We start from the raw sequence: 15179 nt of genomic DNA, 5'->3' as shown, positions 1-15179 counted from the left end.
CGTAGTGGAATATAGGTAATGAAAAAGAGATTGTAATTTGGTTTCAACCAAACTACAATCTCTTTTTTGTTTCAATTACTTCCACCAAATCCAAGTCCAAAGGTAATTTCGTACATTTCGAGGAGTAATACGAATGAAGCGCTCACCGTCAAAGAAGCAATTTAAATTTGGAAGTGTTTCATCTGGATTTTCTGAAACAAAGGTGACGATGTTTTCGTTACTTGTAACGGTTACTGTAATTGGTGGGTCGGTAGGTGAGACTTGAAGTTGTAACGAAATATTGGCCGTATTTTTAAATTCATTATTAACAGGTGGACTTATTACTTGTACTGTGAATAACACGATAATTGTTTCGTTTGGTTCCAAATTAGTAGCGACTAGGAAACCGATATTCGGATTCGCTAGTGGAGAGCGTTCACCGTTAATAAAGACAGTGCCGTTTATAAATTGTAAACCTGCTGGAATAGTATCTTGTAATGAAATATTTGAGAGTGAAATTTTGGAAGTATTCGTAATGCGCACCGTGTAATCAAAATATTGATTTAAATAAGCAGAGCTGACGGAAGCATTTTTCGTGACTGTTGTAGTTATAAATTGAACTGGTATACGAACGATATTTGAATTAACAATGAAAGTAATAATTGGATCCTGTGGTGTCAATTGAAAGGCAGCGGTAACTGTTGCAGAATTTATAATTGTACTGTTTGAAGGAATAGAAGTTACGAGGACTTGAAATGTTATAGTTGCTACTGAATCTGCAGGTAAAGAGCCGATATTAATACCAGTGTCTGGACGAACATTTGGAACGGGAGTACCGTTAATTGTTACGCTGTTTTCTATAAATGTTGTACCAGCTGGAATTGTGTCTATAACAGAAGTGCTGATTGTCGGAATTGGGGAGTGATTAAATACCGCTAATGTGAATGTAATGATATCTCCTATAACGACAATAGATTTGTCAGCTGTTTTTTCAATACGAACCATTGGATCAATGACTGTCGTTGTAACGGTATTTGTTTGCTTTGTAATTGTAATAGGTGGTTTTGTTGGATCAATGATAACGGTATAGGAAACAGAAGCATCGTTATTAATTGTAGGTTGAAGAGTAGAAGAAGATATTGTCACTTGGAACGTAATAATGACAGAGTCATTAGGAGCAAGATTTCCTAACGTAATACCATTTTCAGGATTCTCATTAGGCTGATTGATTCCGTTAATCGTAACACTACCAGCAACAAAAGTCGTATCTATTGGTACGGTGTCTATGGCAAGAAGGTCTTCAATCGTTACATTACCGCTATTCGTAATCGTAATTGTATACGTTAAAGTTTGAGCAGGTAAAGCATTCGTTACATCAACAGATTTTATGGCAATGACATTATCATTTTGGACAGTAGTTGTGACGGTATTTGTTATAGTCGTATTTGTAACGGGTACGTTATTTGGGCTGACTATATAGTTAAAAGTAGTAATTGCGTTGTTGTTTAGTTCATTTGGTGTTGGAATAGAAGTCACAGTTACTTGGAATGAAACGATAGCGTCTCCACCTACAATTATAGTACCAATTGGTATGCCACTTACTGGATTCGCTCCTGGAAGAGTTTCTCCGTTTACAATGACGCTATTTTCTATAAACGTAGTACCTTGAGGGATAATATCTTGAATGATTACATCATTTACTGCAACATTACCGGTTTGATTTAGTGTAATCGTATACGTTAACGTATCACCAACCGTTGCAAATGCAAGATCAACAGCTTTATTACTATTCAAATTCGCGTGATTAATTTCTGTTGCGGCAGCTGATGAAATAATAGTTTCGGTAATAGGTGGTCGATCTGGTACCGTGTATTCATATTCAATTGTACTCGTGTTAGAGATTGGATTTGTTTGTGGAATCGAAGTAACCCGTACTTGGAATAGAATAGTTGCTGTCGTATTAGGCGGAATGTTATCAATTTGTATACCGTTAAGAGGGTTGTCATTTGGCCGAGCGTTGCCGTTCACGATAACACTATTCTCTATAAAGCTCGTATTTGCTGGGATGATATCTGTAACAATAATGTTTTCGACTTGTATATTTCCGTTATTTATGATGGAAATTGTATAAGGGATGATAGTTTGTAAGTCAGCATATTGGATAGGCGTTGTTTTTGTCGCAATTACATTAGCAGAAATAACTTCAGTGAAGGTAATATTGCTAGTCGATATTTGTTCTTCCACGTTTATTGTATAACGAGAAGTTGATTGATTTTGAACATGGCCGCTAGCAGGAAGAGCTACGACGGTAACAGAAAATGTGACTGGGATAGAAATATTAGGAGCAATCGTTCCTACAAGTATACCTACACTTGGGTTGGCGTTAAGCTGAGGAATGTTATTTACTAAAACGCTACCGTCAATAAGGGTTGTTCCATCAGGTATATTGTCTGTAAATACAACAGTAGTGGCATCCGTATTCCCTGTATTCGTTAAAGTTGTTGTATAAGTTAAAATGTCACCAATTGTTACAGAGGTCAAATCAACAGTTTTAAGTGAAATGATATCAGCATCATTAATTTGAACGAAAGTAGTATTGGAAGTAGTAGATTTTTGAATTGGCGCAAAGTCAGGATTGAAAATAAAGTCGTAAACGATGTTTGCAGTATTAGGTGTTGGATTTACAGCAGGTAAATTCGTAACGGAAACTTGGAATGTTATTGTAGCCATTTGACCTGCTGCGACATTAGGAATGGAAAAGCCGATATTCGGATCTGCTGCAGGAAGTACAGTATTGTTAACTATTACACTTCCTGGAATAAATACTGTTCCATCCGCTATAGTATCTGTAAAAAAGATGGAGTTAGTTGTAGTCGATCCATTATTTTGAATGAATACTGTATATTCAATGGTTTCATCAATGTTAGCTAATACAGTATTAGCGGATTTTGTAGCAATAAGAATAGCATCAATAAATTGTATATTTGTACTATTGGAAGAGGTTGTTTCTGAAATTGGTGGTCCGCTTGGGTCTGGTCGATACTCATAGTGAATGACGGCGATATTATTAATGTTATTTTGTGGCGGTATAGAGACTACGCTTACTTGGAACGTAACAATAATCGTATTATTTGGAAGAATTATATCAAGATTAATACCGGTAATTGGATTTTCGTTAAGTCTTGGTACGCCATCTACAAGAATGCTATTTGGAACGAATGTGGTGCCAGAAGCAATTGCGTCAAGTAGGAGAGTATTTGTAATAGGTATTGTACCGGCGTTTGTAACTGCGACTGTATATGTGATGATTTGACCGATACGTGTAATGGATCTGTTAGCGGATTTAATTGCACTAACATTTGCCGTTCGCACTTCAGTATTTACTGCATTTGATAACGATCTACGCTGAATAATTGGAGAACTAGGGTCAATTTGGTATTCGTACGAAGTGTCTGAAATATTAATGACTGTATTGCCCTCTGGTATATTTGTAAGTTGTACTTGGAATGAAATAGTGACTGTTTCATTTGGTTGTATCGTGCCGAGAGTTACTCCGTTTTCAGGATTAGCGCCAGGCTGAGTTACATTATTTATTGCTAAGCTATCCTCAATGAATATAGTACCTTCTGGAATGTTATCAATGAACACGGTATTGTTAGCCGGAACGGTTCCTATATTTTGTAGTGTATTTGTGTAGGTAATAATTTGCCCGATTGATATGAAATTTACATCCGCGCTTTTAACAGAAATAATATTTGCATTTTGAAGTGATGTTGTAACAATGTTAGAATTTGCAGAGCGATTTACTGGTGGGGCTGTAGGAATACTTACATATTGGTAAGTTGCTGAAGATTGATTTGCAATTTCGGTTTCAGTAGGTGGATTATTTGTTTGCACTTGAAATAGTATCGTTTTGGAACTGTTTGCTGGAATTGTTCCAATCGGTATTCCGTTTTCAGGATTTACACCTGGCTGAAGGACACCATTAATTGTGACACTATCGGGAACGAATGTAGTCCCAGCTGGAATAAAATCTGTGAAATTAATATTTATTGCGTCAACATTACCGATATTTTTCACTTCAGAAATATAAAGTATAGTTCCGCCAATATCTACAGTTGTTGGATTGGATGTTTTAGTAATTGTCAATTGTGCTTGCACGAAATTTGTAATGACGATATTACTAGTAGATGTTTCAGTAATAGGCGGTTGCCCTGGGTCTGGTTGGATTGTATATGTTGTATTGGATTGATTTGTAATCGATTCTTGCGAGAATGAATCGTTAATAAGAATTTGGAACGAAATAAGATGAGTAGCGTTTGCTGCTAGGGTAGGTAAAGTAACACCTACATTTGGATTAGCACCAAGTATAGTTGTTCCGTTAAGTGTAAAACTATTTTCTACGAATGTAGTATTTTGGGAGATAGTATCTGAAAATATGAGATTAGTAGCTGGAATATTTCCGGTATTTTCTAGTGTTATTGTGTAAGTCAAAATATCACCTGTTGTTGCTTGAGGTGCATTGACTGCTTTTAAAGAAAGGATAGTCGCATCCGAAATTTGTGTGAAAGCAGGATTAGACGTAATTGTTCGAGAGATGATAGGAGCAGTTGGATCGGCGATAAAAGTATAGTCAATACGGGCTGTATTAGAAATTGGGTTCACGCTTGGTATAGATTGAACGATAACCTGGAATGTTACAGTGACGATTTCTGACGGTGTGATGGAGTTTAATGGTATTCCTACGTTAGGATCGGCACCTGGAACAGAAACACCATTAATGGTAACGCTATTCAGAATAAATGCAGTTCCTTCTGGGACCAAATCTGTTAAAGTAACTGTATTTGCAGTAGTATTTCCGTTATTTTGAACGACTACTGTGTAAGTGATTGTACCGTCAGTAGATTGTACGAGAGAATCTGTACTTTTAATTACGGATAACGATGCATCAACAACAGCTGTATTAACCATATTAGACGAGGATGTTGCTGTAACAGGAGGTTGACTTGGATCGACAATATACGTGTAACTTGTAAGTGCTTGATTTATAATCGCTCCTTGCGGTGGAATAGAACTTGCAAGAAATTGGAACGTAATAGTAGCGGAATCACCTGGTGCGATAATACCAACTGGAATACCAAGAGTTGGACTTGCATCTGGAAGTGAACTCCCGTTGAGCGTAACACTATTTGGAACAAATAATGCTCCTTCAGGAACTCCGTTAATGAGTAATACAGAGTTTGCAGGGAAGTTTCCAGTATTCGTTAATGTTGCTGTATACGTAATTACATCCCCGATAGATACAATTGAACGATTTGCTTGTAAAACAGTTGTAACAGTCGCGTTATTAATTTGTGTTGAAGCGCTATTAGAATTTATCGTGCCTGTAACAGGAGGAGAGGCCGGATCAACGATGAATGCGTATTGAATAGATGCTACGTTTGTAATCGGATTTGAAGGTGGAGTAGATGTAACTATGACTTGGAAAGTAACGGTTAAGGAACTACCTGCGCTAACTGTTCCGATATTCACTCCGTTATTTGGATTTGCGCCTGGAATGGTACTTCCATTTACAGCAAAACTATTTTCAACAAAGGTCGTTCCTGATGGAATTAGGTCTGAGAAATTTACATTCGTAGCGTTTGTATTGCCGTTATTTTGAATCGAAACTGTATAAGTGATCGTATCTCCAATATTTGCAAAGGCTGTATTAGCAGTTTTTACAGCTGAAAGTATTGCTGAATTAATAGAGGTAACGAAGACGTTCGTTTCCACATTGCCAGGCTGAGCTAGTAATGCATTGCCTACGTTATATTGGAAGTTAACAAATCCTAAGTTTTGGAGTTCAGGTGTGAACGTTGTTGGATTACTTACGATTTGTACTTGGAATATGATTGTAACAGTTTGATTTGGATTGATTGTATTTATGCCAACACCGTCAATGATAGAAGCCGATGGTAATGGAGTGCCATCAACAATAACTGATCCTGCAACAAATTGTGTCCACGATGGTAAAGGGTCTGAGAATATAGCGTTGTTAGCAGGAATATTGCCTGTGTTCGTAATAGTCGTTGTATACGTAATCGTATCACCAATCGTTGCAAAAGTTTTATCTCCTATTTTAATAGTATTTAAAATAGCACTTTCAATTTTTGTTGTCACGTTGTTAGAAATAATATTTTTTGAAACTGGAGGATTAGCTGGATTAACGATATGTTGAAAGCTAACGCTAGCTTGATTAGTAATTGGATTTATAGGCGGAATTTCATTGGCGATAATGTGAAATGCTACGATGACAGATTCGTTTGGCGCGATATCACCGATTGGAACGCCTGTAATGATGTCTGCATTTGGGATGGTAGTTCCGTTTAGTGTAAAGCTATTCGGTTCAAAGGAAGTTCCGTCTGGAATAAGATCGGTAAAAATAACATTCGTTGCACTAACATTTCCGCCATTTGTAATTGTAACGGTGTAGGTAATATCCTGCCCGATATCTACCGTTGATACATTTGAATTTTTTTGTGCAGTAAGGATAGCGCTATTAATTTGTGTTGTCGTTGTATTAGATTGATTGGAAGTTGTAATAGGTGGCTGGCTAGGGTCAACGACATAATGATATGTGGTAGAAGCAGAATTAGAAATAGGATTAAGTGTTGGAAGTGTAATAACAGTTGCTTGGAATGTAACGATTGCCGTATTACCACCATTAATGGAACCAATATTTACCCCCGTTGATAAATCAGCGTTTAGAATGGTTTGCCCATTAACTGTGAAACTATTTGGAACGAAACTTAAATTGCTATTAAGAATATCGATAATAGTTACATCAGTTGCGGTCACATTCCCGGTATTAGGGAGGTTAAGTGTAAATGTTATTGTATTACCAATGTCCGCAAAAGTAAGATTAGCTGTTTTTGTGGTAATAATAGTTGCGTTGTTTATTTGAAGAAGTGTAGTGTTGGAAGTAGCTGCACTCGATGCTGGCGGATTACTTGGATTAACAGTAAACTCATACGTCGTTGATGCTGTATTTGGTGCAGGGTTACTAGGAGGAATGCTGTTCACTGTAACTTGAAAGACGATACTATATATTTCATTTGGTGGAAGTGTTGCAAGTAATACACCTGTATTTGGATTCGCGTTAGGTTGTAAAACACCATCAACAGTTAATGTGTTAGGAACAAATGTGAGTCCACTCGGTAATACATCCGTGAATACAATATTAGTCGCATCCGTATTTCCTATATTCGAAATAGAAGTAGTATAAAAAGCAGTTTGCCCGATATCTGCAAAGGATACACTTTCATTTTTCGTCATAGATAATATGGCTTCTTTAATCTGTGTTGAAACAGGATTACTAATTGAAGTTTCTGAGTCAGGTGGTGAGACTAATTGATACGATGTTGATGAGAAATTTACAATTGGGTTTTCGGTTGGTAATGATGTAACAGTAACTTGGAACGAAACTGTTACTGTAGTCCCGGCTGTTATTGTCCCAATATTCACACCGTTCGATGGATCCGCCTCACTTTGAGGAACTCCATTAATAGAAAATGTGTTTGCAATAAATGTAGTTCCACTTGGCACGGTATCTGTGAATATAACATTTTGTGCAGATGAGTTTCCATTGTTTGTTAAAGCGACAGTATAAGTGAGTGTGTCCCCAATACGACTAAAGGATTTATCGACTTGTTTTAATGAAAGAATGGTAGCTGTATTAACCGTAGTAAACACTGTGTTTGAAGTAACGTTTCTTGAAACAATAGGTGCATTGGGATCAGCAATAAATGTGTAAGAAGCAGTAGCGGAATTGGCAATAGGATTTTGAACAGGGGTAGAAGTAGCAGTCACTTGAAATGCTATAGATATTGAGCTGTTAGGGGCAATTGATCCAATCGTTATGCCTGTATTAGGATTCAATCCAATTTGTGTGATTCCATTTATTGTAACGCTGTCAGTAATAAATGTTGTACCATCTGGTATAAGGTCAGTGAAAGTAATATTCGTTGCATTTGTATTGCCGTTATTCGTTAAAATTGTCGTATAGGTAATGGTATCGCCTAGTGTTACAAGCGTTTGATCGACCGATTTTATCATCGTTATCATAGCATCTAATACTGGGTTTGTGACAATATTCGTTGAAGTAGAAGTAGTAGCAGGAGTTCCGTTTGGATCAACAGTATAAGAATATAATATTGTATCGTTACCCATAATTGAACTTGAAGGAGGAACAGAAATAACATTTACTTGGAAGGTAACAGTTACTGTTTCACCAGGCGCGATATTTGGTATATTTACTCCGAGTGCTGGCTGTGCACCAAGCTGTTGGATGCCATTTATTGTGACGGAATCTGGTATAAAAGTAGTACTAGGAGGAATTGCACTTGTAAAAGTTATATTTGTAGCTGGTGTATTTCCTGTATTTGTAATAGTTGTTGTATACGTAAGTGTATCCCCGACGGAAATAATAGATTTATCCACACTTTTTTGGGTTGTTAATATCGCACTGTTAATAGTTGTCGAAACCGTATTAGATACATTCGTTTGTGATACGGCAGGTTGGCTAGGGTCAACCACATGTGAAAATTGTACAGAACTAGAATTAGAAATTGGATTTATACTTGGAATGTTTGTAACAAGTACGTTGAGGGTAATAACGGCCGTTCCATTTGGGTTTATATTTCCAATCTGAATCCCGTTAGCTGGATTTCCGATTTGCTGTGTACCAGAATCGTTTGTAAGAGTGCCAGATATGAATGTCGTTCCGTCAGGTAAAATATCTGTGAAAATTATATTTTGTGAAGTGACATTTCCAGGGTTATTTAATGTAATCGTATAAGAAATTGTATCGCCAATTGTCGCGAAAGTTTTATCTACAGATTTGATTGCCACAATTTCCCCAGAATTTATTTGTGTCGAAACGGGATTAGATGTCGTATTTCTTGAAACGAGTGGTAAATTAGGTCCTGTCATAAATTGATAATCAATGGAAGCTCCGTTTACAACTGGTGAGTTTGGCCCCCCAGGTCCAATTGTGAAAATTGGATTTGGAATGCTAACTACTTGCACACGGAAGGTAACGTTTGTAAAATCTCCTGCAATAATATCCCCAATTGGTATCCCATTCGCGGGATTTACCCCAGGTAATAAAACCCCGCCTACTCGAACGCTATCCTCTATAAACACTGTATTATTTGGAATTGGATCTGTAAAAATGATATTCGTAGCAGTTGTGTTTCCTATATTCTCCAATAAAACAGTATACGTTAAAAATGAATTTCCAGGTGCTACGTCAGAAAATAGTCGATCCACACTTTTCGTTGCTTGAATAATTGCTTCGTTAATTTGAACTAAAGTTGGATTACTTGTAGCTGTTTCTGTCACAGGCGGCTGGGTAGGATCAACAATGATCAAGTATGTTGTGCTAGATTGGTTCAAAGTTGGATTGGTAGCTGGTATTGAGCCAACGATAGCTTGAAAGCTAATTGTTGTCGTTCCTCCAACTGGAATTGAGTCTAAAGAAATCCCGCTATCTGGTCTAAATCCAAGTTGTGGGATGGTATTAATTTGTACGCTATCAGGAACGAATGAAAGTTCAGGTGGTAATATATCGATAAAAACAGGTGTGTTTGCGGTAGTATTTCCGCTATTAGTGAGAGTAGTTGTATACGTAATTGTATCTCCAACAGCAGCAAAAGCACTGCTTGCAGTTTTTGTTGCGATAACAGAAGCAGTATTTACTTGTGTAAAAGTTTTATTAGATTGAACTGTTCGTGAAACTGGCGGTTCATTTATATCTACAATAAAGCTATATTGAAGCGATGATTTGTTCGGGATGGGATTCGGGTTTGGAAGTGTTGTAATGTTTACTTGAAAACTGAGTGTAGCAGATGCATTTGAATTCAAGTTACCAATATTGATACCGTTTTGTGGATTTGCATTCGGAACGGTTACACCATTTATCTTAAAGCTATTTGGGATAAAGGTAGTACCGTTTGGAATTGTATCAGTAAAAATAATGTTGTTCGCAATAGTATTTCCGGTGTTTGTAATAGATGAAGTGAATGTAATTGTATCACCAATTGTAGCGAAAGTTGTACTAGCGCTTTTATTTATTACTAAAGTAGCGTCAATAATTGGTGTAACTGTTGTATTTGTTACGGTGCTACCAACAGCAGGAGATTGGTTTGGATTCACGGTATATTCATAATTTACAAGAGCATTATTTGTTAATGTGCCACTAGGTGGTATCGCTAAAATTTGTGCTTGAAAAGTAATGAATACAGTATCTCCTGGCGAAATATCTGCCAAGTGAACACCAAGTGAAGGATCTAATCCTGGTTGTGGAACATTATTGATAGTTACGGAGTTTTGGATAAATGAAGCTCCTGCGCCAAGCCCATCTGTTAAAACAGTTGCACTAGCAGGGATATTACCTGTATTTGTTACTGCAATCGTATAGGTAACGATATCACCAATTGCAGCTGTCGGTGTATTCACAGACTTCGTAGCGACAATAGTAGCGTTATTAATTTGAGTTGTTATTACGTTACTTAACGTATTAGCGGATGCTGGAGGTAAGTTAGGATCTACGACATACTGGTACGTTGTATTGCTTTGGTTCGGGATTGGATTTGGATTCGGGATAGAATTTACTTGTACTTGGAACGAGATAATCGTATTTGCATTCGGATTTATTGGATCAATGGCAATTCCGCTTGCTGGATTTACATTAGGCAGTGTATTCCTATTTACTGTTACACTATTTGGAATAAAAGACGTCCCGCTTGGGATAGCATCTGTAAATACTATATTTGATGCAGGTGTATTCCCGTTATTCGTTAAAGTAGTTGTGTACGTAATAATATCATTTACGTTAGCAAACTGTTTATCTGCCGATTTAGTAGCGGCAATTGAGGCGTTATTAATAGTTGTCTGTACAGTGTTAGAAGCAACCATCTGCATTACAGCTGGTTTGGATGGATCATACGTATATTGGAATGTTGTGCCTGATTGATTTGTAATTGGGTTTACAGCAGGGATAGTTGGTACAAAAACTTGGAATGCAACGGTGCGTGATGAATTCGCTCCTATCGTACCAATCGAAATGCCGGTAGCAGGATTTGCATTAGCTATAGGGACATTATTAATCGTTACAGTATTAGGAATGAAGAGGGTACCCGCTGGAATGATATCTGTAAATGTTACATTAGCAGCAGGGATATTCCCGTTATTCGTTAAAATAGTCGCATATAGTATGACATCACCAATATCAGCGAAGTTTGTACTCGTTAGTTTTGTAGCAACGATATTAGCAGTATTAATTTGTGTAGTTACTATATTGCTAGCAGTGTTTCTAACAAGAGCAGGTAAGTTTGGATCAGCGATAAAGCTATATTGAAGTGCAGCGCTGTTTTGAATTGGGTTTGGTGAAGGTAGCCCATTTGCACTTATTTGAAACACAATCGTTGTAAAACCACCCGAAGGAATGGAGCCCACTTGAAGACCGGCACTAGGGTCTGCACCTAGTTGTAAAGCACCACCTATAAAAATACTATTTGGAACGATAGTGGTGCCATTAGGGATTATATCGGTAACAATAACATTATTTGCTGTAGTATTGCCAAGATTAGCTAAAGAAATTGTATATGTGATTGGTTGCCCGACGTCGGCGATAGTTAAATCTACTTCTTTGACAATAACTACATTTGCTAAATTAATTTGTGTACTTACAGTGTTACTTACAGATGTTTCTATAGTTGGTGGATCGCCCGGATTTAAAATAAAGCTATACTGTGTACTAGATGAATTTAATGTTGGATTTTGTGTTGGTAAAGAGGTGACGGTTACTTGATAAGAGACGGTAAGTGAGCCGTTAGCAGCAATGGAAGGTAGCGGAACACCTATATTTGGATCTGCGTTATTTTGAAGTACACCATTAATAAGAAAAGTGTTTGGAATAAAGGTAGTACCGTCTGGATTCGTATCTACGAAAGTAGGGCTATCAGCAGAAACACTTCCTGCATTCGTCAAAGTAACAGTATAAGTTAATATATCCCCTACGGTAGCGAACTCTCGATCCACTGTTTTGGCTGAAATGACATTTGCATCGTTTACTTGAGTAAATGTAGTGGTTGAAGTAGTGTTCTTACTTACAGGTGAAGTGTTTGGATCAACGATAAAGTTATAGGAGATGGAAGCGCTATTTGAAATAGGGTTTGGATTTGGAATGCTAGTTATTACTACTTGGAATGAAGCTGTAATTGTAGTATTAGCATTGATGTTACCAATATTGATGCTAGCTGGTGTAACGCCTGGCTGAGTAACACTGTTAACTATAACGCTGTTTGGGACAAAGGCGGTTCCATTCGCAATTGAATCAGATAGTAATACATTGTTCGCTGCAACATTTCCATCGTTAGTAAGAGCAAAGGTGTAAGTTAATACATCGCCAACTTCCGTAAATGTTTTATCTACAGATTTATTAACGTGGAGATTTGCTAGTCTAATTGTTGATGTAACAGAATTAGAATTTGCTGTTTTTGAAGTTGGTGGCAGACTTGGGTTTACAGTATACAGATAAGAAGCAAAGGCATTATTAATGATAGGGTTTTGGGCGGTAATATTGATGACTGTTACTTGGAAAGAGAGGGTAAAAGTAGCTCCACCAGGAATTGTGCCAATAGGTAAGGCGACGAGAGAATCTACATTTTGCAAAACTCCGTTTAGTGTTACAGTACCAGGATTTAATATCGTTCCATTTGGAAGTGGATCTGTTAGTTGTACGTTAGTAGCAGATGTATTTCCACTGTTTGTAATAAGAATTGTATAACTTATCGTTTCGCCAATTGTGGCAAATTGTTTATTAGTTGATTTTGTTAATGTTACATTCGCATTGTTAATTTGAGTGGAAACGAGATTAGAAGAAATGTTTTTCGTAACAGGTGATTGGCTAGGATTGACGGTATATTGATAAGAAGCGCTTGATCCGTTAGATACGACATTTGACACGGGTATTGTGTTTACTACTACTTGAAATGTAACATTTTTTGTTGTGCCTGTTGGGATAGATCCAATATTCACGCTGTTAGCGGGATTTGCGCCTACTTGTGTCGTGCCATCTATTGTTAAACTGTTTAGAACAAAAGTTGTGCCAGTAGGAATGACATCTGTAAAAATAACGTTATTTGCATTGGTATTACCTGTACCTGTAAAGGAAACGGTGTACGTTAGCGTATCACCAATATCTGCAAAATTTTTATCTACTGCCTTCGTCATTGATACAGTAGCATTATTCACTTGAGTGGAGACAATATTTGTCGTATCAGTCCCACTTACTGCTGGTTGATTAGGTACAGGAATGTATTGATATGTTGTTGTTCCACTATTTAATATTGGGTTTGTTTGAGGGATAGAAGGAACGAGCACTTGGAATGAAACAGTAGTAGTGGAATTTGCTGCAATCGAACCAATTGGTATACCATTAGCGGGATTTGCTCCGGCTTGAGTAACTCCGTTAACAGTTACACTACCTGGAATGAAAGTAGTTCCGCTAGGAATCGGATCCGTATATATAACGTTCGTTGCAGCGATATTTCCTATATTAGCTAAGGCAATACTGTAAGTTAATGTTTCACCAATATCGGTAAAAAGTTTGTTAACTGATTTTGTTCCATTAATATCTGCCAGATTAATTTGTGTTCCAGCAGAATTGCTTGTTGCAAGGCCGTTAAAGGTTGTTCCTCCAGCGATTGGTGTATATTGAAATGTAATATTAGCAGTGTTAGAGATAGGATTTTGACTTGGAAGAGAAACGACGGTAGCTTGGAAAGTTACTGTACGAGAAGCACCATTATTGATTGTTCCAAGAGATATACCAGCCGCAGGATTAGCATTTGTTTGTGGTACGTTATCTACTGTTACAGTGCCGGGTATAAAAGAAGTACCGTTAGGGAGACTATCTATAAAAATAGCGTTATTGGCAGGAAGAAGCCCGGTATTAGGGATCGTAACTGTATAAGTGAGAATATCTCCAATTGCAGCAACACTTTTATTCACGCTTTTCGTTGCTTGTATAGTAGGTGAATTTATGTTGATTTGTAAACCGACTGTATTTAACATATACGCATCTCCGTTAGTAGTTAAACGGATTGCGGCGGACACTTGTGAGTTTGTTAAATAAGGAGAAATATCAATAGAAGTAATATCCCAGCCCTGTCTTCCTGCTGAGATGTTTGTGCCTGTAGAAGCACTTTGATTTCGCGTTCCAAATGTCCCAGTTGTATCTAAGTTTCCAGCGGCATTATTAATTTGAGAACCGAAGAAGTTATTTACAGCATTATTTGGCCCAGATAAGGCATTTAATGAACTGAAATTTGGCCCAAATAAAGCTTGATCCCCGATTAAATCTGCATCTCCTTCAGTGGAGCTTAAAAATAATCTCCCGCTTACAGGCCCTCCTGCGGGTGTTAAAAATCCTGAAACAGCTACATCTGCACTACCAGTATCAGCAGAAACACGGTTACCAGCTACGTAAATAGTTAAATTTCTTGCAGGTAATGTCCCGTTTTGATAAGCGACAATGAGTGTCCATCCGGCCGAGTTAATGGATCCATTTGAAGCATCTAAAGGATCAACAAGTCCAGGGACAGCTCCTGTAGTATAAGAACCAGAACCGCCAGCTTGAATAAGAGTTGTTACGTCTGCTGAACGAGTATAAAAGCCAAATGTAATAGAGTTTGAAACGAACGTTTGATTTGAAGCTGTAACAGCTGAAGGAGTAATTGAGTATGTTGAAACGGGTGTTGTAAATGAAACGGGATTACCTAGAACACTCGTAATGTTTTGATCACGAGATAAATAGTTTCCACCCCAAACGAGTTCTGCGTAAAGAATAGTGCTACCAGCAGGGATATTTAAAATAGCGGTAGAACTATTTTGTGTATAGGTTAACGTTGTACCTGTGGGAAAAGTAGGTACTTGTAAAGCGGTATTCGTAGTTATAAACGCACCAATTGCCCCGATTGTACCAGCACGGTTTTGATTACTAATTTTACTTAATCCTAAAGTATTACCTGTAATAGCGAGTGCGCCGTTAGTGGTGGTAGAAAATCGATTCGTAATGGGCATGTTGTCACCTCATTTCCAATATAGTCTTGGTCAAAATAGGATATGTGTGTGATAAATAAATGGAAACATGT

At 37.5% G+C, this 15179-nt stretch carries 1 protein-coding gene; it reads right to left on the bottom strand.

The features are described 5' to 3' along the window. Nucleotides 1–75 precede the first annotated feature (75 nt). A complete protein-coding gene (locus AU379_RS15730) occupies nucleotides 76–15108 on the bottom strand; it encodes a DUF11 domain-containing protein (RefSeq protein ID WP_061139478.1) in 15033 nt (5010 codons plus the stop codon). Nucleotides 15109–15179: the final 71 nt, after the last annotated feature.

The sequence above is a fragment of the Bacillus sp. JH7 genome (genome assembly GCF_001563515.1).
GTDB lineage: Bacteria > Bacillota > Bacilli > Bacillales > Bacillaceae_G > Bacillus_A > Bacillus_A cereus.
The sequence above is the reverse complement of the archived record's forward strand: the minus strand, read 5'-3'. Positions and strand labels throughout refer to the sequence as shown.

What these genes read in the sequence shown, in the direction of transcription:
- AU379_RS15730 (WP_061139478.1), bottom strand. Translation starts at nt 15,108, where the DNA reads ATGCCCATTACGAATCGATTTTCTACCACCACTAACGGCGCACTCGCT.